Source organism: Sinorhizobium sp. Y406 (assembly GCF_058732025.1).
On sequence record NZ_CM178975.1, the window covers coordinates 1,952,709 to 1,974,202 of the forward strand.

General features: G+C 60.2%; 23 protein-coding genes and 6 pseudogenes. 15 read left to right on the plus strand and 14 right to left on the minus strand.

The window, feature by feature from the left end; translation table 11 throughout:
* Window positions 1-157 precede the first annotated feature (157 nt).
* A pseudogene (locus AC4P1R_RS26015) lies at window positions 158-454 on the minus strand (ATP-binding protein); the annotation flags it as partial.
* Here AC4P1R_RS26015 and AC4P1R_RS26020 point away from each other — a divergent pair.
* Window positions 454-1,056: pseudogene (locus tag AC4P1R_RS26020) on the plus strand (NAD(P)/FAD-dependent oxidoreductase); the annotation flags it as partial. The pseudogenes AC4P1R_RS26015 and AC4P1R_RS26020 overlap by 1 nt on opposite strands.
* 317 nt (window positions 1,057-1,373) lie before the next feature.
* On the opposite strand, the gene AC4P1R_RS26025 reads toward AC4P1R_RS26020, so the two are convergent.
* Entirely contained in the window at window positions 1,374-1,544 is a 171-nt protein-coding gene (locus AC4P1R_RS26025; protein ID WP_210249914.1) for a hypothetical protein, read from the minus strand.
* 448 nt (window positions 1,545-1,992) lie between these two features.
* Here AC4P1R_RS26025 and AC4P1R_RS26030 point away from each other — a divergent pair.
* Window positions 1,993-2,303: pseudogene (locus AC4P1R_RS26030) on the plus strand (triose-phosphate isomerase); the annotation flags it as partial.
* 64 nt (window positions 2,304-2,367) lie between these two features.
* On the opposite strand, the gene AC4P1R_RS26035 reads toward AC4P1R_RS26030, so the two are convergent.
* The 4 genes from AC4P1R_RS26035 to AC4P1R_RS26050 are packed head-to-tail and all read right to left on the minus strand — an operon-like array spanning window position 2,368 to window position 6,353.
* Window positions 2,368-3,441: an ABC transporter substrate-binding protein gene (locus AC4P1R_RS26035; protein ID WP_225192246.1), complete on the minus strand. Its 1,074-nt coding sequence runs from the start codon at window positions 3,439-3,441 to the stop codon at window positions 2,368-2,370.
* 50 nt (window positions 3,442-3,491) lie between these two features.
* On the minus strand, window positions 3,492-4,313 hold the full coding sequence (locus AC4P1R_RS26040) for an ABC transporter permease (RefSeq protein ID WP_255642858.1): 822 nt from the start codon (window positions 4,311-4,313) through the stop codon (window positions 3,492-3,494).
* 34 nt (window positions 4,314-4,347) lie between these two features.
* A complete protein-coding gene (locus AC4P1R_RS26045) occupies window positions 4,348-5,238 on the minus strand; it encodes an ABC transporter permease (protein ID WP_151613284.1) in 891 nt (296 codons plus the stop codon).
* Window positions 5,235-6,353: an ABC transporter ATP-binding protein gene (locus AC4P1R_RS26050; protein WP_492178283.1), complete on the minus strand. Its 1,119-nt coding sequence runs from the start codon at window positions 6,351-6,353 to the stop codon at window positions 5,235-5,237. Before AC4P1R_RS26050 ends, AC4P1R_RS26045 begins: the two co-directional genes overlap by 4 nt.
* A 282-nt stretch (window positions 6,354-6,635) precedes the next feature.
* On the opposite strand from AC4P1R_RS26050, the gene AC4P1R_RS26055 reads away from it, so the two are divergent.
* The 5 genes from AC4P1R_RS26055 (at window position 6,636) to AC4P1R_RS26075 (ending at window position 11,985) form a co-directional block, all read left to right on the plus strand.
* The gene (locus tag AC4P1R_RS26055) at window positions 6,636-7,334 is read left to right on the plus strand and encodes a GntR family transcriptional regulator (RefSeq protein ID WP_151613919.1); all 699 of its coding nucleotides are present in this window, start codon (window positions 6,636-6,638) and stop codon (window positions 7,332-7,334) included.
* 102 nt (window positions 7,335-7,436) lie between these two features.
* Window positions 7,437-8,798 (plus strand): aspartate aminotransferase family protein, encoded by a 1,362-nt coding sequence (locus tag AC4P1R_RS26060; RefSeq protein WP_151613286.1) that lies wholly within the window; start codon window positions 7,437-7,439, stop codon window positions 8,796-8,798.
* Window positions 8,795-10,507 (plus strand): acetolactate synthase catalytic subunit, encoded by a 1,713-nt coding sequence (locus tag AC4P1R_RS26065; protein ID WP_151613287.1) that lies wholly within the window; start codon window positions 8,795-8,797, stop codon window positions 10,505-10,507. The genes AC4P1R_RS26060 and AC4P1R_RS26065 overlap by 4 nt, the downstream gene beginning before the upstream one ends.
* Entirely contained in the window at window positions 10,504-11,277 is a 774-nt protein-coding gene (locus tag AC4P1R_RS26070) for an SDR family oxidoreductase (RefSeq protein WP_151613288.1), read from the plus strand. Before AC4P1R_RS26065 ends, AC4P1R_RS26070 begins: the two co-directional genes overlap by 4 nt.
* Before the next feature lie 12 nt (window positions 11,278-11,289).
* Window positions 11,290-11,985, plus strand: a complete 696-nt coding sequence (locus AC4P1R_RS26075) for a response regulator transcription factor (RefSeq protein ID WP_151613289.1) — start codon at window positions 11,290-11,292, stop codon at window positions 11,983-11,985.
* A gap of 405 nt (window positions 11,986-12,390) precedes the next feature.
* Here the strand turns inward: AC4P1R_RS26075 and AC4P1R_RS26080 are convergent, their stop codons facing one another.
* From AC4P1R_RS26080 to AC4P1R_RS26090, 3 genes are all read right to left on the minus strand, one after another.
* Entirely contained in the window at window positions 12,391-12,792 is a 402-nt protein-coding gene (locus AC4P1R_RS26080) for a hypothetical protein (protein WP_492178284.1), read from the minus strand.
* A 115-nt stretch (window positions 12,793-12,907) separates the two neighbouring features.
* Window positions 12,908-13,138, minus strand: a complete 231-nt coding sequence (locus tag AC4P1R_RS26085; RefSeq protein WP_151613290.1) for a Y4oE-related protein — start codon at window positions 13,136-13,138, stop codon at window positions 12,908-12,910.
* A gap of 150 nt (window positions 13,139-13,288) precedes the next feature.
* Window positions 13,289-14,224, minus strand: coding sequence for a nucleotidyltransferase and HEPN domain-containing protein (locus tag AC4P1R_RS26090; RefSeq protein ID WP_492178285.1), 936 nt, complete (start codon window positions 14,222-14,224; stop codon window positions 13,289-13,291).
* 264 nt (window positions 14,225-14,488) lie between these two features.
* On the opposite strand from AC4P1R_RS26090, the gene AC4P1R_RS26095 reads away from it, so the two are divergent.
* The 4 genes and pseudogenes from AC4P1R_RS26095 to AC4P1R_RS26110 form a co-directional block, all read left to right on the plus strand.
* Entirely contained in the window at window positions 14,489-15,217 is a 729-nt protein-coding gene (locus tag AC4P1R_RS26095) for a winged helix-turn-helix domain-containing protein (protein ID WP_492178286.1), read from the plus strand.
* A 185-nt stretch (window positions 15,218-15,402) separates the two neighbouring features.
* The gene (locus tag AC4P1R_RS26100) at window positions 15,403-16,665 is read left to right on the plus strand and encodes an 8-amino-7-oxononanoate synthase family protein (RefSeq protein WP_151613293.1); all 1,263 of its coding nucleotides are present in this window, start codon (window positions 15,403-15,405) and stop codon (window positions 16,663-16,665) included.
* Between the two features lie 59 nt (window positions 16,666-16,724).
* Entirely contained in the window at window positions 16,725-17,027 is a 303-nt protein-coding gene (gene rctB, locus AC4P1R_RS26105; protein ID WP_151613294.1) for an SMa0974 family conjugal transfer regulator, read from the plus strand.
* A gap of 447 nt (window positions 17,028-17,474) precedes the next feature.
* Window positions 17,475-17,657: pseudogene (locus AC4P1R_RS26110) on the plus strand (ISNCY family transposase); the annotation flags it as partial.
* Here AC4P1R_RS26110 and AC4P1R_RS26115 read toward each other — a convergent pair.
* The 4 genes and pseudogenes from AC4P1R_RS26115 to AC4P1R_RS26130 all read right to left on the minus strand — a co-directional run.
* A pseudogene (locus AC4P1R_RS26115) lies at window positions 17,655-17,798 on the minus strand (ISNCY family transposase); the annotation flags it as partial. The pseudogenes AC4P1R_RS26110 and AC4P1R_RS26115 overlap by 3 nt on opposite strands.
* A 55-nt stretch (window positions 17,799-17,853) precedes the next feature.
* Complete coding sequence (locus AC4P1R_RS26120; protein ID WP_151613295.1) at window positions 17,854-18,150, minus strand: type II toxin-antitoxin system RelE/ParE family toxin; 297 nt, start codon at window positions 18,148-18,150, stop codon at window positions 17,854-17,856.
* Window positions 18,147-18,395: a CopG family ribbon-helix-helix protein gene (locus tag AC4P1R_RS26125; protein ID WP_151613296.1), complete on the minus strand. Its 249-nt coding sequence runs from the start codon at window positions 18,393-18,395 to the stop codon at window positions 18,147-18,149. The genes AC4P1R_RS26120 and AC4P1R_RS26125 overlap by 4 nt, the downstream gene beginning before the upstream one ends.
* A 288-nt stretch (window positions 18,396-18,683) precedes the next feature.
* Window positions 18,684-18,827 (minus strand): annotated as a pseudogene (locus AC4P1R_RS26130) (ISNCY family transposase); the annotation flags it as partial.
* A 19-nt stretch (window positions 18,828-18,846) separates the two neighbouring features.
* Here AC4P1R_RS26130 and AC4P1R_RS26135 point away from each other — a divergent pair.
* Window positions 18,847-19,332: a ParB/RepB/Spo0J family partition protein gene (locus tag AC4P1R_RS26135; protein WP_492178287.1), complete on the plus strand. Its 486-nt coding sequence runs from the start codon at window positions 18,847-18,849 to the stop codon at window positions 19,330-19,332.
* A 204-nt stretch (window positions 19,333-19,536) separates the two neighbouring features.
* Here AC4P1R_RS26135 and rctA read toward each other — a convergent pair whose 3' ends face one another.
* The gene (rctA, locus tag AC4P1R_RS26140) at window positions 19,537-19,905 is read right to left on the minus strand and encodes a conjugative transfer repressor RctA (protein ID WP_151613297.1); all 369 of its coding nucleotides are present in this window, start codon (window positions 19,903-19,905) and stop codon (window positions 19,537-19,539) included.
* Between the two features lie 97 nt (window positions 19,906-20,002).
* Between rctA and AC4P1R_RS26145 the strand changes: the two genes are divergently transcribed.
* From AC4P1R_RS26145 to AC4P1R_RS26155, 3 genes are read left to right on the plus strand one after another with little or no spacing between them, the layout of a single operon-like run.
* On the plus strand, window positions 20,003-20,521 hold the full coding sequence (locus tag AC4P1R_RS26145) for a hypothetical protein (RefSeq protein ID WP_151613298.1): 519 nt from the start codon (window positions 20,003-20,005) through the stop codon (window positions 20,519-20,521).
* A 3-nt stretch (window positions 20,522-20,524) separates the two neighbouring features.
* Window positions 20,525-21,196: a lytic transglycosylase domain-containing protein gene (locus tag AC4P1R_RS26150; protein WP_151613299.1), complete on the plus strand. Its 672-nt coding sequence runs from the start codon at window positions 20,525-20,527 to the stop codon at window positions 21,194-21,196.
* Window positions 21,193-21,492, plus strand: coding sequence for a TrbC/VirB2 family protein (locus AC4P1R_RS26155; protein WP_151613300.1), 300 nt, complete (start codon window positions 21,193-21,195; stop codon window positions 21,490-21,492). The genes AC4P1R_RS26150 and AC4P1R_RS26155 overlap by 4 nt, the downstream gene beginning before the upstream one ends.
* Window positions 21,493-21,494: the final 2 nt, after the last annotated feature.

Consider the following 21,494-nt stretch of genomic DNA (forward strand, 5'->3'; position numbering starts at 1 on the left):
CTGACGCCCGATCGATGCTGCGCCCTTTGTCTGCCGATTCCGATGAAGCCGACCCTTTGTTCCGAGATAATTGCGCCCCCGGTTTCCGGGATGATCTCGCCCCCTGTTTAGTGGGGTCTACAGGCGATGATTGTTGTCAGTTCGTTCAGGCGAGGTGTCAAGCTTTTCGGGGTAAGTTTCGGCGTAGGCTCTCGCCGTTTAGTTCGATGCGATGGGCGTTGTGAACGAGACGATCCAAGATGGCATCGGCGTAAGTTGGGTCGCCTATAACGCCGTGCCACGCCGATACGGGAAGTTGGCTGGTGATGATCGTTGATCGACGGCCATAGCGATCTTCGAGGATTTCGAGCAGGTCGTGACGCGCCTGTTCGTTGAGTGGTTCGAGGCCCCAGTCGTCCATGATCAGGACCTGAACGTGGCCCAAAGTTCGTTGCAGGCGGGCGTAGCGGCCATCAGAGCTACTATTCGAAAAACCAGATCGATCTCCGTCTTAGGACGCAAGCGGTTCGCATCGAGCCGCGTGCCCGCGAGGCCATCCTCGCTGGCGGAGACTCCGTCCCTTATGACACGTTGCTGCTGGCGACTGATGCAGAGCCGAAACGCCTGATCATTCCGGGTGCCGACCAGCCCCATGTTCATGCGCTACGCTCATTCGCTGATTGCCGGGCCATAATAGAGCGGGCTGCGCCAGCGCCCTGCGCCGTCGTGCTTGGAGCGAGTTTCATCGGCCTCGAAGTCGCCACTGCCCTGCGCGCTCGCGGGATCGAAGTCCATGTCGTCGCCCCCGGCACGCGCCCGATGGGGCGGGTTCTGGGTCCGCAGATGGGCGAATTCATCCGGACTCTTCATGAGAAGAATGGCGTCGTTTTCCATCTCGAGGAGACTGTAAGCAGTATCCATGGCCGCGAGGTGAAACTTCGCGGCGGCGACATTCTGGCCGCCGACCTTGTTGTCACCGGCATCGGCGTGCGGCCCCGGACGGAGCTCGCCGAAACGGCAGTGCTGACAACGGACCGCGGCGTCGTCGTGAACGATTTTCTCGAAACCAGCGTACCCCGTTTGAGCCCATCTGCACCGGGGTAGTGGCGGCAGCATGTATACAAGGAAAGCGCACGCAACACGGAAAGCCCCAGGGACGTGGTCAGGGATGACCAACCGGATGCCCGCGAGGGACAGGCCGGGCGCCCTGGGGTGGCGGAGAGGCTCGTAGTACCGGGGAAGCCGGGTAATGCCAGTGGAGGGAAAGGGGCCTCAGTTCAAGACGAACGCAGCAAGTGGAGAGGGACCGGAGATTGGGAAACCTAGCAACTCCGACAAGCCCGTATGCCTCGATGTCGCAAAATCCTGACCGTCCATTCCCGGTGCGCCCTTGTTCAGCGGCACAGAGCATAGGCATGGGCCAGAACATCTTCCCGGCTGATCTTGTCGTACAGGGCATAGAAGCGATAGCCGGCTTCTGCCTTCGCTTTCGCGTGTAACGCCGTCTGCAGTTTCTGGACACTTTCGGTAGGTCTCCTTTCTGAGCGCAAGCGCCAGTTCACCAAGCCACCGCTCCATGGAGGAGTTGATATTCCGTGGTCATCCGGAAGTCGTCGATGCCGACCTCGCGGACTACTTCGGGAGCATTCCGCAATCAGAACTGATGAAAGTCGCTGGCGCGCCGGATCGTTGATCGGCGGGTGCTGCACTTGATGAAGATGTGGCTGGAATGTCCCGTCGAAGAAACCGATGATCGAGGCCGGAAGACACGGACGACGGAGGCGCGGGACAAGCGGCGCAGCATTCCGCAAGTTTCACCCATCTCACCCTTGCGGCGGAAACAGATATGCTCGACCTACAGCCACGCGCGCCACACCTCGACTCTACCGAACTTTCACGTTCGCAAAGGGGCGCAGAACCGACATTTGCAGCCACACTACAGATCCGAGGGGTCGGGTCTACCCCGCCTCTGTGGCGGCGTAAATCTGCCAGTCGGAAAGCGGCGGGCCAGTCATGAGCAAGTCGGGACTGTGGGTCGGCACCAGTTGGAAGATGCACAAGACCTTGGCGGAGGCGCTGGCCTTCGCAGGGGTCTCGCTGCCGCCGATGCGGAGCACGACATCCGCGTCCAGCGCTTGGTCATTCCGCCGTTCACGGCGGTCCGGCAAGTGAAAGAGAAGCTGAGGGCGACGAGCGTCAAGGTCGGCGGACAAAACATGCACTGGGAGGATGCCGGCGCCTAGACCGGCGAAATCTGGCCCCTGATGTTGAAGGACTGTGGCCTTGACATCGTCGAACTAGGCCACAGTGCCCATGACCGCCACAAGCGGATAGCCGAGGTTGCAGAGGCGAGGCTCCACCTCCATGCACAAGGGGCGCTGCACGCAGTCAGCGAATCCACTCGTTCCAGCGCTGCAACATCATCGCAGAATTGGCGTTGATCCATTCCGCATCAGGAACGATCACGTAATCCCGAATGTCGTCACCCTGCGGCATCGTCTTGCGCGCCTCATCCGACATCATCGCGATCGCCTCGCTGCTCGGGGGAGTGCAGGAAAGAGCTTCGCACGCCTTGGCCTGGACCGCCGGAGAATTCAGCCAGAAGGCCATCAACTTGAGCGCATTCTCGCGGTGCGGCGCGCCCTTGAGCAGCGCTATCCGGTCTCCGACGAGGAAGGAGGCCTGGTAGGACCAGGCTATCGGCAGTCCCTCGTTGTGCATCGCCTTGGCGCGCGTCAGCCAGATTTGCCCAAGTGAATACTCGCCATTGCGGAACCCTTGCACGCTCTGATCGCCAGTCTTCCACCACAGCGAGACGGAAGGCCTGATCTGGTCGAGCTTGGCCAGCGCGCGATCGATGTCGAGCGGGAACAGTTCGTCGCGCTTGACACCGTCGGCGAGCAGCGCTGCCGCCATGACGCGCCAGGGATCATCGAAATTCGGAAAAGCGCGTTCGCCCGGAAACTTCCCCGTGTCCCACATGTCTGCCCAGGTTTCGGGAACAGGCCCGCCGGGTTTCCCGGTCCTGTAGGCGAGCAGCGTGGCCGTGGACTGAAGCAGCGTCCCGCCGGCCGAGCAGGCACTGGCTCCGAGGTCCTTGCGATCGGCAAACTGCCGGCAGAACTCCGTCAGGTCCTCGGTGACCTCCCGATGCTCCTTTGACGCGGCCTGGATCTCGCCATCGAGATAGAGGTCCCAACTGACGTTTCCGGTTTTCACCATCGCTGCAGCCTTGGCGCGCATTTCGGCGTTCGTCGCTGCGACGGTGACCACCTCGATGCCCGTTTCCTTCGTGAATGGATCGAACCAGGCCTCCCTCAGGGCCTTGTCATAGGCGCCCCCGGTCGATGCGATGATGACTTGCTCGCCAGCGAAGGTCGGGTGCGACAAGGTCATCAAGGACAGGAGCCCGGCGATGGTCGGCTTCATGACTGCTGTGGAACGTGAAAGAAGAGAGGTCATGAAAGATTCCCTTTGTTAGTTGAGAAGGTGAGAAGTGGAGGTCCTCGGTTTCACGAGTGGGGCTTACGGGCGTTCAGTAGGTGAACCGTGCCCATGAGCAGAAGGGAAGTGGCGACGAGGACCGTCGAGACCGCGGCAATGACCGGCGTCAGGTTGAAGTCGATATCCTCGAACATCTTCCGCCCGATCGTTTTGCCACCGATGTCCGATATGAAAAACGCGACAGTCGCTTCATCGAATGAGGCGAGAAAGGCGAACACGGCCGCGGCTGCGACACCAGGCACGATGTTCGGCAGCACGACCAGGAAGAACGCCTGCAGCCTGTTCGCCCCGCAGTTCAGTGCCGCCAGCTCGAGCGTCGGATCGAAGCGCTGCAGCGACGCGGTGACGGTGATGATCACGTAAGGCACTGCCAGCACGGTGTGGGCGACTAGGAATCCGAAAAAACTGCCGGTGAGCCGCAGTGGCGCAAAGGCGAGGTAGAGTGCCACGCCGAGGATAATATGGGGCACGATCATCGGGCCGAGCGCGAGCGCCTGCAATGTCGATCTAAACGGAAGAGATCCGCGTACGATCCCGAGCGCCGCCATGGTACCCGTGACCGTCGCTGTCGCGGTTGTCGCTAGGGCGATCTTGAGACTGAACCACGTCGCTGCCATCCAGTCCGGATCATTGAAATAGGCGCTGTACCATTTGAGCGTCAGGCCTTGGGGCGGGAACTCAATGTAGTCGGTTTCGCTGAGCGACATCGGCAGGACGATCAGCGTCGGCAGCAGCAGGAAGAAGAGAATGCATCCGATCCCCGCGCCGGCGGCGATGATCCCTGCCGCCCTCGAATAGGCGCGGATTGTCGGAGAGGCGAAGATATCCATGACCGCAGGAACTCGGTCCGGCAGCCGTGCGTGATCAATAGACACTGTTCAATCCCTTGCTGAGCGACAACGTCCTGCGGAACAGGAGAACAAAAAGGAGCGTAACGGCGAGGAGCACGGTCGAAAGTGCCGCCGCGAATGGCCAATCGAGCAGGACTGTTGTCTGCTGACCGATGAGCGTCGCCATCAGCATCGAGCCGGGTCCGCCGACCAGCGCCGGGGTGATGTAGAAGCCGAGCGCCAGCACGAAGCACATGACGCTGCCGGCAAAGACGCCCGGCAGGCTGAGCGGCAGCGTCACGGCCACGAAGGCGCGGATGGGACCGGCGCCGAGATTGCGGGCGGCACGCACGTAATCGGGGGGCAGGGCGCGCAGTGCCGAATAGATCGGCAAGATCATGAAGGGCATCAGCACGTGCGTCATCGCGAGGATGACAGCGCCCTGGGTGTAGATCAGCTTCAGCGGCCCTTCGGTCGCACCCGTGTCGATCAGCAGCTTATTGATGACGCCGTTGCGCTGGAGCAGGACCACCCACGCATAGGAGCGGATGAGAACGGAGGTCCACAGCGGGATAAAAACACAGGCAGCCACCACCATGGCCAAGCCCTTGCTGAGCCGTGCCATGAGATAGGCGACCGGGAAACCCAAGAGCAGGCTTGCAACCGTCACCACAAACGCGACCTCGATCGTACTGAACAGTACGTCGAGATGAAGCGGCTCGGCGAAAATACGCCGATAGTGGCTGAGCGTTCCCCCGGAAAAGCTCAGTGCGACCAGCCGCGCGACCGGATACAGGAATCCGGCCATCAGTGCCGCCAGGAGCGGCATGACCAATGCCAGGGAGGCGGTTAGCGAATAAAAGCGTGCGGAGCTCGAGCGGCGGAGCGACAGAGAAGATGATAGTGTTGCGAGTGAACGCTTCATGCCGCGCACCTCTCCGTCACGGGAAAGACATGCGCGGCTGCGCCGTCAACGACAATGTCCACCTGGTCGTTCCTTTGGAATTGCGTGACGCCGTCAGCGGGGACCTGTACCTGCAGGCTTGCTTGTGGGCGGTCGGCAAGGCGAACGAGATAGATGTATGTCGAGCCGATGAACATGGCGGCATCGACGACGCCTGCTAGGGAGTCCGTCCCGCCATCGCCGCGCTTCATAAGACGAATCCGCTCCGGACGGATTGCCACGCGCAGAGCCGTTCCGGCATCGTATTTGCGTGTGCGCTCGCTCGTCGTAGAACGGAGGGTAAGCACCGTTCTCTCCGATAAACGAACAACCGTTTGCTCAGCCGTGCTGCCGAGGCAATCGCCATCGATAAAATTCATCCGGCCGATGAAGTCCGCGACGAATGCGGTCTTCGGCTGCCGATAGAGTTCCGTTGGCGCACCGAACTGCATCAGCCGGCCGTCGGACATGATGGCGACGCGATCCGACATCGTCAGCGCTTCGTCCTGATCGTGGGTCACGTAGACGACCGTGGCGCCAAGTCGCTCCTGCAGCCGCTTGATCTCGAACTGCATCGCCTCTCGCAATTTCTTGTCGAGTGCGCCAAGTGGTTCGTCCATCAGCAGGACGGGTGGTTCAAAGGCCAAAGCACGCGCTACTGCGACGCGTTGCTGCTGGCCACCCGAAAGCTGATTGGGATACCGCTCCGCGTAGCCGGAGAGCTGGACGAGCTCCAGCATCTCCTCGACGCGCCGCGCGATCGCGGTCTTCTGCATCCGCCCGCGCATCCTGAGCGGGAATGCGATGTTCTGACGGATCGTCAGGTGCGGAAAGAGCGCATACTTCTGGAACACCATTCCGATGTTCCGGTGATTGGGCGCAAGAAAGGTTACGTCCCGGCCGCCGATGGCGATCCTGCCGGCGCTCGGAGCCTCGAAGCCGGCTATCATCGTCAAGGCTGTTGTCTTGCCGGAGCCGGAGGGCCCCAACAGCGAGACAAACTCCCCGGCTGCGATGTCGAGCGACAGCTCGCGAACCGCGAGGGCTTCGCCATATCGTTTTTGAAGTCCCGCAAGGGACAGAGATTGACCGATCAAATCCGCCTTTCCTTTCAGCTGCTGCACGCTCTTCGGCGTCTTCCCCTGGATGCGGCCGCTTTCTGGCCGCAATAAAGAGCCTTCTTCCGACCCGGGGACGAGTCAGGACGATGCCCTTATTGCTGAGGTTCTGGTGTCACGCGGGCCGCTTGTCGCCGGTCCGCGTGACGGAGCATGGGAAAGCTGCTAATAGCCGCTGATGCGACAAAAACTTTGCAAAACCTTCACACTTTATTTTTGTTGCATCAAAAATTCGCAGTGTCAACCGATCGAGAGAGTGAAATGGCGGAAAATCTGAGCGAATCGCCAGATCTTGAGAGAACACCGGAAAAGCTGGGGGATACCGCCTATCGGCAAATGAAAGAGCGCATCATCCGTGGCGTCTACAGACCGGGCCATAAGTTGACGGTGCGTGCCGTCGCCCAGGATCTCGACGTCAGCACAACGCCCGCGCGCGATGCCATCAATCGTCTGACGAGCGAGGGCGCTCTGGTTTACACAGGTCCCAAGACGGTTGTCGTTCCGATTCTCGACGCGACCGCGATTCGAGAGATAACGCTCACACGCCTGGCGCTCGAGGGGCTGGCTTCGGAGCAGGCCGCCCAGTACGGCACGCTTGCTGATGTAAAGGAACTGAAGTCCTTACAAAAGCTTATCAATTCCGCCCTCGCTGAAAAGCGCTATGCGGAGGCGCTGTGGCACAACAAAGAATTCCACTTTACGATCTATCGTCTCTCGGGTCTTCCCCAGCTCGTTTCGATGATCGAAAGTCTGTGGCTGAGGATCGGTCCCTCCTTGCACGATCTCTACCCAGAGTTTGCCGAGGAGAAGTATGGGGTTCGCAACCACGAGATCGCCATGGAGGCGCTCGAGGAGCGCGACGCGGCGAGCCTCAGGGCGGCGATGGAGAATGATATTCGCGATGGATATCGGCGGCTGAAGCGCGCCAACTCGGAGAGGGGTGCCGGTTCATCGGGCTAAGATTTTGTTGCATGGACTTGACGAGCTACATTTTTGTTGCAACAAAATTGTGTAGCTCGTGCAAAGCGAGCGGTCGATTTCTCACCTCAGGAAGCCGGAACTATGCTCGTTCAAGCAACAAACAGGCTGCGGCAGGCGTCTGCGCGCAGTAGGTCCAAACGTTTATTCAGCCGCGCCAAGGCCGTCTTTCCGGATGGAACGACCCGCGCCACGGTGGAGCGCGACCCGTTTCCGATCTATGTCCAGCGTGGAGAGGGGGCCTATCTCATCGACGTCGACGGGAACCGGTTCCTCGATCTGAACAACAACTTCACCACGCTCATTCACGGGCACGGCTTCGCGCCGGTCGCGGAGGCAGTCGTCGATCTGCTGCGCTCGGGGACCTGTTTCGCCAATCCGACAGAGCATGAGATCGCGCTCGCGGAACTGCTGACGACCCGCATCCCCGCAATGGAGCGGGTCCGCTTCGTCAACAGCGGAACGGAGGCGGTGATGTTCGCGATCAAGGCGGCGCGCGCCTTCACCGGCAGGCCCGCAATCGCACGCATCGAAGGCGCCTATCACGGCGCCTATGACTGGGCAGAGGCGGGGCAGGGTGTCTCACCCGGGAAGGATGGCTGGGAGCCGGTTTCCATCGCCACGCCGACCTATCGCGGCACTCCCTCGAGCGTCGCCGAGGAGGTCCATCTTCTGCGCTTCAACGATGTCGAGAGTCTCGAAGCACGCTTGAGGGCAGTGAGCGACCGCATCGCCTGTGTAATCATCGATCCAATGCCCAGCCGGGCGGGCCTCATGCACCCGGAGCCGGACTTCATCGAGGCGTTGTCGCAAACGGCGCGCAAGTACGGAATCCTGATCATCGCCGACGAGGTGCTCAATCTTCGGCAAGGCTATGCGGGGGCTTCAGCACGCTATGGCCTGAACCCCGATCTGATCACGGCCGGAAAAATCATCGGAGGCGGCTTTCCGATCGGCGCCATAGGCGGCCGCGAGGAGGTGATGCGCGTTTTCGGTATCGAAGATGCAAAACCGTTGCTGTCGCAGGGCGGCACTTTTTCCGCAAATCCCGTTTCCATGGCTGCCGGCCTGGCGGCCATGGCGGCGATGACGCCGGATACCTTCGATCACCTTGAAGCGATGGGTGACAGATTGCGCGCGGGCTTGAGTGCGAGCATTGCCAGGCGAGACGCGCGATTCTCGGTGACCGGCGCCGCTTCGCTCTTCCGTATCCACCCGAAGCGTGTCGCGCCGGTCGAATATCGCGATGCCTATCTGAGCGCCGAAGAGGCCTCGCTCATGCGACGAATGAGCCGCCATTTCCTGGAGCTGAGCATTTTGCTCCCCTATGGAGCCGCGGGCTGCCTCTCGACAGCGATGGTCGACAGCGACATCGACCTCGTCCTGACCGCATTTGACGATTTTCTCAAGGCCGAAATCCAATCCGGAAAGGAGCGCGCGCAATGACGCAGCAGAATCCAAACGAAACCGTTGCGCAGCATATCGCGAAGATACTTCGCCGCCACGATGTGGAGTTCATCTTCGGCCAAAGCCTGCCTTCGGCGGTCATCCTCGCGGCGGAAGCGATCGGCATTCGCCAGATTGCCTACAGGCAGGAGAACATGGGTGGCGCGATGGCCGACGGCTACGCCCGGGTTTCCGGCAAGGTCGGTGTCGTCGCCGCGCAAAATGGTCCCGCGGCAACGTTGCTTGTGCCGCCGCTGGCCGAGGCGTTGAAGGCCAGCGTGCCGGTCGTCGCACTCGTGCAGGATGTCGAGCGGGATCAAACCGACCGGAACGCCTTCCAGGACCTTGATCAGATCGCCCTCTTCCAGTCCTGCACCAAGTGGGTGCGGCGCGTGACTGTCGCGGAACGCATCGACGACTATGTGGATGCCGCGTTCACGGCGGCGACGTCGGGCCGCGCCGGGCCAGCCGCTTTGCTGCTTCCAGCCGACCTCCTGCGGTCAGAAGCGCGGGCTCCGGGAGTCGTGCGTTCAAGAAACCTGGGCCATTGGCCGCTGGATCGCATCCGGCCGTCCGATGATGCACTGGCAGAGGTCGCCTCTCTGATCGCCGTGGCGAAAGCGCCAATCATCATCGCTGGCGGAGGCGTTCACTGCGGCGGCGCCGTGGCGGAACTTGCGGGTCTACAGCAGGAAGCAAGCCTGCCGGTCTTCACCACGAATATGGGGAAGGGGGCGGTTGACGAGTACCATCCGCTGTCCACCGGCGTGCTCGGCTCGATGGTCGGTCCGCGCTCACTTGGACGTCACTCGTCCGCTCTGGTCGAAGCTGCGGATCTGGTCCTTCTGATCGGAACGCGGACCAACCAGAACGGCACCGACAATTGGCGCCAAATTCCCCGCAGCGCGACAGTCGTGCACATTGATGTCGATCCGGTGGAAATCGGGCGCAACTATGAATCGGTTCGGCTTGTCGGCGATGCGCGGGAAACACTCGCGGCCCTGCGAGCGGCACTCACCCGGATCGACCTCACGCGGCGGCATGCGGATCGTGCGCGGCTGGAGGAGTGCATCGCCACATGCTGGAAACGGTTCGAGCTTGACCGGCAAGAGGTCGCGACATCGCGCTCCCGTCCGATCCGCCCAGAACGGGTGATGGCGGAACTCCAGGATCTGCTGACCGACGACGTAGCGGTCGTTGCCGACGCGAGCTACTCGTCGATGTGGGTTCTGGGCCAACTGCGGGCGCCAATGAGCGGGATGCGCTTTATCACGCCACGCGGCCTGGCGGGGCTCGGTTGGGGGGTGCCGCTTGCGATCGGTGCCAAGGTTGCCCGGCCGGACAAGCCGGTTGTCGCCATCGTCGGCGACGGCGGCTTCGCGCACAGTTGGGCGGAGCTCGAGACTATGGTGCGCATGAAGCTTCCTATCACGATCGTCGTCCTCAACAACGGCATTCTCGGTTTCCAACGCGATGCGGAGACGGTGAAGTTCGGCAGCTATACGTCGGCATGCCACTTCGCCGAGGTCGACCACGCCAAACTGGCGGAGGCCTGCGGCTGCCCGGCCGTTCGTGTCGAGGATCCGAGCGAACTTGCCTATCATTTGCAGCGCGGGTTGGAAGAGGGGCCGCTTCTAATCGAAGTGATGACCGATCCAGCGGCGCATCCTCCACTCTCGCTATTCGCCAAGATGGATGAAGCCGCATGAGGAGCCACACGCCAAGAATTGCCGTCGTGACCGGCGGCACTGCGGGAATCGGGCTGGCAACGGCCCGACACCTGCTCGCTCGTGGATGCCGAGTCGCCGTCTTCGGTCAGAGACCTGTCAATGTCGAAAATGCCGCCCGGGTGTTTTCGCGGGAGTTCGGCGCCGAGCGCGTGTTTGCGCGCGTCGTCGATCTGGCGGAGCCGGCGCAGATATCCTCCTTCTTTCGGGAGCTGGATGAGCGTTGGGGTAAGGCCGAGATTCTGGTTTGCAACGCCGGAATATCACCGAAGGGGCCAGACGGCCCCACCCCATTCCAGGAGATTACGCTCGATGAATGGAACGCCGTTCTTTCCGTCAACCTGACCGGCACAATGCTGTGCTCCCAGACCGCCTTGCCGGGCATGGTCGAAAGTGGCTTTGGCCGGATCGTGTTCGTCGGCTCCATCGCCGGGCGCGCCATGCCCAGGATTGCCGGCACGGCCTATGTCGCTTCGAAAGCCGCGCTTGCAGGTCTCGCCCGCTCGCTGGTTGCCAGATACGCCGCGCAGGGCATCACGATAAATGTGGTTGCGCCCGGCAGGATCGCCACCGAGATGGCCGGACCGCGCGACAGCGCGCTCAATCGCGCCGCCGTCGCCCGCATTCCCGCGGGCCGTATGGGCGAACCGGAGGAAGTCGCGGCCGCCATCGGCTTCCTGACCTCCGACGAAGCGGCGTTCATCAACGGTGCGACCATCGACGTCAATGGCGGAGAGTATGCGCCGCTCTGAGGTGGAAGCCACATGCACGCGGGTGTGCTGATCTATACAGGTGACGCGGAGCTCTTCCTTCTCCTGGAGTATATTCTCGAGGCCGAAGGTTTTCCCGTCCGGCTGTGCGTTGATGAGAGCGAGCTGCTTGCTGCGACCCGGACCGAGAAGCCGCTGGCTGTCCTGATCGATTGCTCCGACTCTCGCCCGGGGGAATTTAGCCTTTGCCGCCGCATCAGGAAGGCGAGTGGGGATCGCGTCCCCGTCGCCGCGTTGACAAACGCGGCGGGAGCAGAATTCAACTGTGATGCTCCCGGAATCGACACCATTATTTCCAGTCCATTCGATCCGCGTCGGCTGCTCGCCTTCCTCGAGGGCATTCGAACAAACTTGTCGCAATGGTCTCGCCCAGGCACCGCGCCCGAGCGGATCTACAGGCACGCGGACATTGAGATGAACGTGCCGAGCGTTCGGGTCATTCGGAACGGTCACGCCGTGCACCTCTCCGCGCTCCAGTTCAGGCTGCTTCTGCATCTCATGAAGATGCCCGAAGTCGTGCACAGTCGCGACGACCTGATCGCGGCATGCTGGCCGCGCGAAGCCGAAGTCGAGCCGCGCACCGTCGACATCCATATCGGCCACATCAGGCGCGCGCTCAACAGATTTGGGCCCGACGTAATTCGCACCGTGCGATCCGTCGGCTACGCGCTCGGCCCTCTCAGTCAGTAGGAGCTGCGCGGAAGCGGCAAAGAAAGCGCTTCGTAGAGAACGCCCTAGCCTCACCGGCGCGGGTTACGAGATCGATCTGGCGGTGACCTTCACGCCCTGCGGCGCGGTTTTCCTGCTGGAACACGCGCTCTATGGGTTCGATGAGGCGATGAGGAGCGAGAATGGTACCGTCACCGGCGGGAAGAATATCAGCGGCGGCTGGCCTCGTACCAGTCGCTGCAGGGTGGCGCTTTCGCCTTCGCCGACGAGTCGGCGGAGAAGCGCCAGCAGTTGCGGGAGGCCGAGGAGGTATTAGCTGCTGTGGGGCGCGAGCGGGCCGGGAGAGCCTGGACGAGGCGGCCTGATACCTCCATCGCGATCGTCCCCTGCAACCCCGGCAGGGACGATATTCATCGCAATGTTTTTTTAGAAGGTCGATGCCTCGAAATCACGGCGCAGCATTTCTGCCTTCTCTTGGCTGTGTCGCAGTCGCTGAAGGTAGAAAGCGAAAAGAGATTTCCTGAAGCGCGTTGTCGCAGAAGGGTCGACACGGTAGGCGGCCGCGTCAAGGATTTCGACCTCTGGAAAGGGAATGCTGACTTCAAGAGAAATCTCGGCCGCGTCCCGCGCACGCCGAAAGGCTGGAGTCGATTGTGCCGGGATCGCAATCACGTTCTGGCATTCGTCACAAACTGCTGCCAGGATCCCCTTGACCACGGCGGATCCGTCCACGAAAGGCACGTCACGATAGGCGAAGGTCGTGGAAACAAGCTTGCCGCAATGTGGGCAAATTGCCCTGCTCGTGTCACCTAGTTGATAGAGTTTCATGTGTCACCTCATTGATGCACGCCTGATGAACACCGTGTCCGGGTCAACAAAGTAGAATTTGAGCTGTATTCGGAGAATCTCGACCCAAAGGGTCTCGATGTTTTGATGAATACCGTTATATTACGCGGCCTCTGAGCCGCAGGAACACCTCGAACCAGAAGCCGTAGTCGCTGTGTCGGCGTTCGGTCCAGGCCTCGAGCGCGCAATAGGCCGCCGCCGTTGCGGCTTCGCTGCCGTAGAGGTGGATCGCCGCCTCCACCATTTCCTCCTGTTGGTGCTTTTGCCAGAAGCCATCCTGCCGGGGGCATTGCTCCCCGGAGGCGGGATTACGAAGAATTTTGGACACGCTGAACCTCCTGCTGTCCGGCGCAGGGGTCAAGGGGGGTGCCGGACGTTGGAACTCAGCTTTCGCGAGCCACAGAACCGGACGCTCGGTTCTCATCGTGCCGTCCCTGGCACACGTGTCCTATTAGAGGGGTGTGGAAAACGGGCAAACTCAACCGCCCTTGTTTTCCGCCTCCATGCGCAGTCGTTCGAGGTGATCCTTACATATGGTCTCCACTTGAGTGATCAGGTCGCTGACCCTTCCCGCGAGCCAGTCGAGTGCCTCCTGGCTGATTTCGTAGTGATCGGAGTACCTGGCTTTCACATAGGCTTCGTTGATGATGTTGAACCAGGCGTTGTAGCGTTGCCTGTCACGCGGCCAGACATCGATGAGAAGTTGGTTCCTGTCCTCTGCCAGTCTGCGCAAGGAGTTTAGATTGTGCGAGGGAGGCGAGTAGTTCGTAAGTGTTAGCAGGAGGACCGAATACGACCGTTCAATCGCTTGATGGAGAGTGAACGCTGCATGTTTGCGCCATTCTGCGTCCTGCCTCGACCGTTCGATTTGGAAAGCCGCTGTTTCCAGGAGTAAACGGAGATCTGGCGACCGGCTGGCAAAGTATTTTCTCGACACCTCATGGGCGTCATATGGGCCAAGGGGCTTGGGTATCGCCAAGGGTTCATCGTCCAACTCGTACAGAAGGATCCCTTCCCTTCGGATGTCGACGAAGAAATATCGTCCCTCTCGCAAGGCGGTGTTCACCTCGCGGCGAGAGTGGACAATGAAATTGACCGGCGTATCCACCCCATGGAGCCGAAGCAAGCGATCCTGCGCCTTGTGCCAGTAGGCCGCGAAGTCCGTAAGCTTCCGGTTGTTTACGATGATCAGCAGGTCGAAATCCGACTTGTATCCCTTCCTCGTATGCGGCTCGTCGACCCATGTTCCTCGGGCGTAAGATCCAAAGAGGATAATCTTCAGAATGCGGCCGCGCTTCTTGAAATCGGCCGTTCCCTCCTTGAGGGCGTCCTCGAACTCCTCGTGCAACACCTCGACGATGCGCGCGAGCTCGCGCTGCTTTCGATGCGGAAGGTGGTCGAGGCTGGTCTTCATCGGTTCTGAGGTGCTTTCTAAAATCATTGTGCATGCATAGCGAACCCGGTTCGCTGAATCCACAGAGTGCCTATTGCGCGCCGAAATTCAATAAAAATGTTGCAACAAAAATAAGGGGAAAACGCAAATTTTTCGCATCATTGTCGCCGTGAAATGCGGATGCAATAAAATCATGGGGGTTACAAGGCAACGGCGAGCGTATTAATCCCGATTTTTGTGACATCAAAGCTCGGGACGAGAGCAGCGACGAGGATGACTTGACTGATGAAGGCTCAGCATACGAAACCGTTGGTCCTGATTTGCTCGGACGATGCCAATTTCTATGTGTTGCTCGCCTATATCCTCGCGCGGGAAGGCTTCCAGGCGGCCCTGGTTAGCGAAGACGAGGTGGCGGACCAGGCCGCGATGAGACCCGTCACTGCAATCATCTTGGTTACGGAAGAGGATTCTGGCCCGACGTTGAGAGCGTGTGCGGCGATCAAGGCCTCCGACACGACCGCGCATATCCCGACGATCGCAGTCGTTTCGTCGGGGGACGAGCGGTACTATCTGGCATTGCTCAAGGCGGGAGCGGACGAAAACTTCGTGCGCCCGATCTCGCCGGCGCGGCTGCTGGCCTATCTTGGTTCTCTGCCAAAGAACGACGCGAATGATGCCCGGCTGCCCGATGCGGATCTGGAAGAGGCAAGAACCTTCGGGCAACTGAGAATAGAGCCCGGGCGCCGTATCGTCGGGTATGGAGATCAAGAAGCTCAATTCGGCCCCATCGAATTCAATCTGCTGCGGTGCTTGCTGGAGGCGCCTGGCCGGGTGCGCAGCCGCTCGGAGCTGATAGAGGCGGCGTGGCCGGCTGATTGCTACGTGCAGCCGCGCACCGTGGATGTGCATGTCGGTCGCTTGCGCCGGTCGCTCGAGCGCCTGACCGGCCGCACCTTAATTCGCACGGTCCGGGCCACGGGCTATGCCATCGAAGTGGACGAAAGTTCGGATTGACCTGGAGCGAGTTCACAAACCGCGTGTTTGAATTGCAATTCATAACAATGAAGTTTAAGTTGTGAAAAGTCTCGCCAATTTGCAAAATTGCGCTTGGATAAAATTTGCATATACTTTGTTGAATTTGGCGAGAAACGAAATAAACCTCCCGATTATTCACGTTCAAGCAGCGGGAGATATTTCGGATGGAAGGCAAAGCATCAGGGCAAGGGAGTATTGCGGGCAGCGGTGCTCAAAGGAACACCAGCAGCTTGATCCAGTACGCCCAAAGCCATTTCGATGCCGCACATTTCGAAGGGCTGATGGCGGTTTATGGGCGTCCGCTCGCGGGCCGTGCCGTGGCACTTCCCCATGACCGCGGGCGCCAGGTGGTCGATTTCGTGCGGTGCTCCTATCTCGGCCTGGACAACCATCCGAAGATCGTTGCAGGTGCCGTCGAAGCGCTCAACAAATACGGGACGGTACATTGGTCTTGCGCGAGAACGCGTCTCAATTTCTCAATCCTTGGCGATCTGGAGGTGGCGCTGTCGGAATTGTTCGCCGCGCGAGTGATCACCTATACGACGGTCCTCGCGGCAAATATGAGCGCTCTGCCGCTGATCGCATCGGGGCACCTTACCGGCGGCGTCAAGCCGCTGATGGTGTTCGATCGCTTTGCCCACGCGACGCTCGCCTTCCACAAGGGGACCATCGCCTCTGAAACCCGGGTCGAGACCATCGGGCACAATGATCTCGATGCCCTCGAGAAACTCTGCCACGTCAACAAGTCCGTCGCCTTCATTTGTGATGGCGTCTATTCGATGGGAGGGAGCGCCGACATCGAGCGCCTGCGGCGCCTGCAGGACCGCTACGGCCTCTTTCTCTATATCGATGACGCACATGGCATATCGATCTTCGGCAACCACGGCGAAGGCTTTGCCAGATCACAGATCGACGGCGCTTTGCGCGAGCGAACCATCATCGCGGCCTCCCTCGGAAAAGGCTTCGGTGCCTCGGGTGGCCTCCTCATGCTCGGCACGGCGCGGCAGGAGGAACTGTTTCGAAGATTCGCGGTGGCGCACGCGTTTTCGGCGTCGCTGAACGTCGCCGCAATCGGCGCGGCGCTTGCGTCGCAGCGACTGCATCTGACGAACGAACTCGCGGAGCTACAGGCGACGCTTCGAAGCAGAACCGCCTTGTTCGACAGCCTCGTTCCGACAGAGCAGCGAGGCTCACCGTTGCCGATCCGGACGGTGGAGTTGGGCGACGAATTGACCGCCATCGGAGCCGCGAGAAGCTTGCTAGACCGCGGATTTTACACGTCGGCAATCTTCTTTCCTACGGTCGCACGGGGGAAGGCAGGGCTGCGGCTTTGCCCAACGGCCGGTCACTCGGAAGATGATCTCCTGGCGTTGGGCCACGCGATCAAGGACGTGCTGACAGAAATCTCGGACAGTCGGCTGCGGTAAGCGCCTGTCGATACGCCAAGACCTCCGGCCCCGCCGCCGACCTCGTATTAGGAGCGACCATGTACGAGTACCTCTCGGAGTGCTGTGTTTCCCTCCCAGGTTCAAGGAACCTCATCGAAAACGTTTCCCTTCGGGTTGCGGAGTTATGCGTGTCGATCGTTGACAACGGGATGGAAAAGATCTTCCTGTTCGTCGATGGCGAGGCCGTCGTGAGAACCATCGACAAGGGGATTCTGATGCGGGTCGTCGCGACAGACGTCCTCTCTTACTATGGTATAAGAACGGCATTAGAGGGCAGCATTCTTGAATTGGCGGCGTTAGCGCCGAAGGGATTCGCCTGGCATCCAGCCGATCAATCCTGAAGACGCCCGCTCGGAACAGATGGCGAGTGGCGTCAGGAGAGTGTCGGCCGACAGTATCGCCAGCTCTCTTTGCTTTTCGACCCCAGTGATATCGGACATTCAGCGCTTGCCGGAGCGCAGCATCGCCCATTTATCCCCATTCTGAAGGACCAATTCCAGCCATCCTTCGGGCGACAGCGAGAGAATGAAAGGCGGCAGCTTCCCGGGCGTGGTTTGCCTGATCAGCGGTGGTCCGCTCTCGTCAGTTGGCCGTCAGCGCCATCCGAAGCCATCGTGTATGAGGTTTCCGATGGGCCGAGCATACGGGCATACCACGCGGACATCAATGGATGCCAACTGTCGCGCTCTTCAGGTACGAGAAAGTTTTATTTCCGCCAGCGGATCATGCTGGAAGAGGACGAGGTGACGCGTGGGCTGGTCGGACGAAAGCGTAGGTCTCGACATAGCGTGGACGACGGCAACGCTTTCCTGCCTCGGTTCACGGAGCGCTATAACCGGCAGATTGCCATTACCCCTGCCCCACCTGATGATCTGCATCGGTCGCTGAATCTTGCCCCGGATCGGCTGTGCGACGTCCTGTGCAAACGTGAGCAGCGCTATGTCGGTGCCCAGTTGACGTTCTCCTACGAGAGTCCGGTTCATCCGCTCGACACGCCCCTTCTCCTGGCTCGAATTCGCGCAAAGGATCTCGATGTTTAGTTCTGAAAGCGCACGCCCGAACTGGATCATGCCCTGACCGCCCCTGGCGTCTTTCTTCGCCACCCGGAGCACCGGTGGATGATGATGTGGCGGCGATCGCGATCAGACAAGCTCTGTAGACGGCCGATTAGTCCAACTTAAGCGGCCATCGTTGAGCCGCATGAAGAACGCTCACAATTTCGACGACGTCGGGTCTCACCCTGTATGCGACAATATACGGAATATCCGCAAAGACGTACTCGCGGGTACCCTTGATACGCCCGACACGTCCCATGGCCGGCTGACTCGCTAGATTGTCCGCGGCCGAAACGATGCGTGCGACGACGCGGGCGGCAGCCTCGGGATCGTCCGTCGCGATATAGCTACCGGTTTGGTCGAGCCTTCGGACAGCTCTGCGCGTCCAGCGCAACGGGTGGCTGCTCATGCTTTGCGAGCGGCCTTTACGTACTTTGCTACCACACTGGCCAACTCGTTCGCGCTGGCAAACTCGCCGCGATCGGCCTCATCTAGCCCAGCTTGGATCTCGGCCAACTGCCATTCCTCTCTTGACACATAATCCTCGATGGCCTGGGCGGCTAAATAGGCACGGGAGCGATCAGAAAGCGCGGCTATCCTATCAAGCTTTTCAGCAATTTCGTCTTGCACGCGCACAGTGAAAGCAGCGGTCATTGTCTTAACCTCATTGGTTCACGGTTAATATTGGTGAACCATCTTGGTTCGTCAAGGGTAAGGACAACGCGGCCGGTCGTCTACATGGTGATCAAACAGGACATAACCGGCTCCGACCGCCCATAGTCTCAACCAAGCTGAAGGCCGTCATCCTTGCGCTCAACGTTGACGTTTGGCCAGCATCCCGAGAGGCGACGACTGTCGCGTCTCTAACCGGCCTATGTGTCGCATCTCTAAAATGTACCCGTGATGATGATGCGGCGGCCAGGTTGAAATGTCCGTTCCGGCGCCGTCGGCGAAAGTGTAGGTCTCGACATAGCGGCCGACCAGACCGCGTGTCACCTCGTTCTCCTCGAGGATGATCCGCTTGCGCTCAAAGGAGAACGTCAGTTGCTTGCCGACATAACGCTGCTCGCGCTTGCAGAGGATGTCTTTGAAGCAAGGCCAGTAAGTGCCGATCCTGGTACGACCGCATCCCGAGAAGCCCGACAGCTATCATGTCGCTTTCGGGTACAGACGCCTAAGAGCTGCATTGGAACTCAATACGCCGGTCAAGGCGATCGTTCGCAACCTCAGCGACCAGGAATTCGTGGTTGCCCAAGGTCAAGAGAACAATGAGCGGCGGGATCCCTCCTACATTGAGAAGGTCCGAGTCGCCCAAAAGCTGGCGGAGCGCTTTACGCGCGACGCCATCATGTCCGCTCTCCCAGTCTGCAAGAGCGATCTGTCTAACATGCTTGCTGTCGCGGCCAAGATCCCGACAGAGCTCGTCGACGCGATCGGCCCGGCCCGCGGCGTCGGCTGGCGCAATTGGCGCGCTTGCAGAGGCACTGACGGCTGGGAAGGGGCGGGCACAAAAGGCGCTCAGCGTACTCACCAAGCCCGAAGTCGCAATGCTCCCCTCGAAGGAACGCTTCGAGGCATCAACGAGATCTGATGAATGGCTCGCTACCAACAAGAGGCTTTACTCGTACTCTCGTATTTCAGCCAATGGGGATCGAAAGGTTCGCCGCGATTCGGCAACGACCTAGCGTGACCGGCGCTCTCAAGAGCGCACCCAAGATCGGGCCGGCCACATGTCACCACAGGGGTTGGTCTGAGCGGCGACGCCGCGCCGCTTTTATTATCCGCAAAGCCGCCACTACGTTCCTGCCTTTCGCTGCTCAGCTCCCAACCTTAGTCGGTCGAAAATCTCCGGAGAGAATTCGAACTGCCGCGCAGTTCCGCGCCCCATGGAGTTCTTCACGATTGTCTCTGTAAGTATGCCGCGCTCAATGAGAGGGTCGACCGACTCCGCCACAGCATTGCGTGTCAGCCCGGTAATTTTGCATATATTAGAAAGAGTTAGCTTCTCGTGGCTCTGATGCATCATGTAGAGGACCGTCATCATCCCGACCTGCTTTAAACGCGATTGGGGCGTCTCTCCGTCAATGGGGTTGTCGAGAACTTCCTGCAAGGCGTAGGCGGCAAATAGCTGGCTCTGCCAATGTACATTAAGGGGGCTTGTCATCTTTTATACTGTCAGATATATGATCGTAAAACGGGTCGCGAAGTGGGCAAATCCTGCTGGGCTTCGAATAAGCTCGCGTCGGTGAAGGGTAATGGTCATGAGCAAGTCTCTCGCACGGGCATTCGTCGCTGCAGCCAGCTTAGCGGCATTCTATCTCGTTTTCGACGGTAAAGCGCGAGCGGATGACTGGGGATGCCAGGTTATCCTGTGCCTTTCCAATCCCGGCGGCCCGGCGCAATATGCCGAGTGCCGACCGCCGATTCAGAAGCTCTGGCGCGAGCTTGCGAAAGGACACTCTTTTCCAACTTGCAGCGGTGTCGGGTTCCACGCCTCGCGCCCCAGCTATGAGCCCTATTACTGCAACGACGGCTACCGGCTGACGACGCGGTATGGAGATCGCGGGCTCGAGGCGAGCTGCATCTCGACCACGCCACAGACCGTCTCAAGTGATGAATGCTATTCCGGCAATGATCGGATCACCACGGCAACGTGGCGCCGCAGCGAAAGCCGCTCGGGGTGCCAGCGCTATGTGACGACGCGGCCGAACGTCCGCTCGCAGCCCCACTATATCGACGTGACCATCGACGGCGTCGGCAAACAAAGGGTGTGGTACTGAGCGATGCCTGTTGCGTTCTACCATCTAGCGCAGGCGTGCGCACCCATAGTTGAGGCCGAGACACTCGCCGGCGTTGTCAGTCTTGAAAGCAGGTTCGAGCCGTTGGCCATCCGGATCAACAGCGGCGCCCCAATTTCGGAGCAGCCCGCAACCAAGGCGGAAGCGATCGAGATCGCCACGTCGCTGGCGGCCGAGCGCCAAGACATCCAGCTCGGCCTCGGCGGCATCGGCATGGACGAACTCGGGAAACTGAAGCTCTCGATCTCCGACGCCTTCGATCCGTGCCTCAACCTTCAGGCCACCGCGACGCTGCTCGACGGGTATTACCGGCTCGCGGTGAAGGCCGGCGCGGATCCCGACCATGCCGAACAGGTGATGCTGCAATCCTACTATGGGCGAGACGATCCCTCCGTCGGCGCCATAGTCAAGTACGACCAGCAGGTCCGCCAGGAAGTGAAGCGGCTCGGCAAAAGTCTAGCCGCTCTCGTGATCGGAGATGGCGGACAGGGGAGGGGGATAACCGAAGAGAGCCCTGTCGATGTGGCGGCAGAGAAGCCGCCGGACGATCGGCCTGCCGACGAGAGGGCATCGGTGCCGTCCTGGGACGTTTTCAGTTCGCGACGGAGATCTTCCGTCCTCGTGTTTCAGAACAGTCAAATGGAGCAGAGTGAATGACCTTCAGTTCCCGTATCCGTCCCGTAGCTGCATCCACTGTTATGGCAACGGCCATTGTGGTGATCATGGTCGAGCCCGCCTTCGCGCAAGCCGCCGGCATCGAGACCGTGCTGCAGAACATCGTTGACATGCTGACCGGCAACATCGCGAAGCTGCTGGCTGTGATCGCGATAATCGTGATCTGCATTGCCTGGATGTTCGGCTACATGGATCTGAGACGGGCAGGGTTCTGGATCATCGGCATAGGCGGCATTTTCGGTGCCACCGAACTCGTCAACACCATCGTCGGAAGCTGACA

Bases quoted from the DNA above. Each gene is read 5' to 3' on its own strand.
- AC4P1R_RS26120 (WP_151613295.1), bottom strand. From the start codon at position 18,150: ATGAGCAGCCACCCGTTGCGCTGGACGCGCAGAGCTGTCCGAAGGCTC.
- AC4P1R_RS26155 (WP_151613300.1), top strand. From the start codon at position 21,193: ATGACCTTCAGTTCCCGTATCCGTCCCGTAGCTGCATCCACTGTTATG.
- AC4P1R_RS26040 (WP_255642858.1), bottom strand. From the start codon at position 4,313: ATGGATATCTTCGCCTCTCCGACAATCCGCGCCTATTCGAGGGCGGCA.
- rctA (WP_151613297.1), bottom strand. From the start codon at position 19,905: ATGACAAGCCCCCTTAATGTACATTGGCAGAGCCAGCTATTTGCCGCC.
- AC4P1R_RS26145 (WP_151613298.1), top strand. From the start codon at position 20,003: ATGAGCAAGTCTCTCGCACGGGCATTCGTCGCTGCAGCCAGCTTAGCG.
- AC4P1R_RS26150 (WP_151613299.1), top strand. From the start codon at position 20,525: ATGCCTGTTGCGTTCTACCATCTAGCGCAGGCGTGCGCACCCATAGTT.
- AC4P1R_RS26090 (WP_492178285.1), bottom strand. From the start codon at position 14,224: ATGAAGACCAGCCTCGACCACCTTCCGCATCGAAAGCAGCGCGAGCTC.
- AC4P1R_RS26035 (WP_225192246.1), bottom strand. From the start codon at position 3,441: ATGACCTCTCTTCTTTCACGTTCCACAGCAGTCATGAAGCCGACCATC.
- AC4P1R_RS26075 (WP_151613289.1), top strand. From the start codon at position 11,290: ATGCACGCGGGTGTGCTGATCTATACAGGTGACGCGGAGCTCTTCCTT.
- AC4P1R_RS26060 (WP_151613286.1), top strand. From the start codon at position 7,437: ATGCTCGTTCAAGCAACAAACAGGCTGCGGCAGGCGTCTGCGCGCAGT.
- AC4P1R_RS26045 (WP_151613284.1), bottom strand. From the start codon at position 5,238: ATGAAGCGTTCACTCGCAACACTATCATCTTCTCTGTCGCTCCGCCGC.
- AC4P1R_RS26080 (WP_492178284.1), bottom strand. From the start codon at position 12,792: ATGAAACTCTATCAACTAGGTGACACGAGCAGGGCAATTTGCCCACAT.
- AC4P1R_RS26100 (WP_151613293.1), top strand. From the start codon at position 15,403: ATGGAAGGCAAAGCATCAGGGCAAGGGAGTATTGCGGGCAGCGGTGCT.
- rctB (WP_151613294.1), top strand. From the start codon at position 16,725: ATGTACGAGTACCTCTCGGAGTGCTGTGTTTCCCTCCCAGGTTCAAGG.
- AC4P1R_RS26095 (WP_492178286.1), top strand. From the start codon at position 14,489: ATGAAGGCTCAGCATACGAAACCGTTGGTCCTGATTTGCTCGGACGAT.
- AC4P1R_RS26055 (WP_151613919.1), top strand. From the start codon at position 6,636: ATGGCGGAAAATCTGAGCGAATCGCCAGATCTTGAGAGAACACCGGAA.
- AC4P1R_RS26125 (WP_151613296.1), bottom strand. From the start codon at position 18,395: ATGACCGCTGCTTTCACTGTGCGCGTGCAAGACGAAATTGCTGAAAAG.
- AC4P1R_RS26070 (WP_151613288.1), top strand. From the start codon at position 10,504: ATGAGGAGCCACACGCCAAGAATTGCCGTCGTGACCGGCGGCACTGCG.
- AC4P1R_RS26065 (WP_151613287.1), top strand. From the start codon at position 8,795: ATGACGCAGCAGAATCCAAACGAAACCGTTGCGCAGCATATCGCGAAG.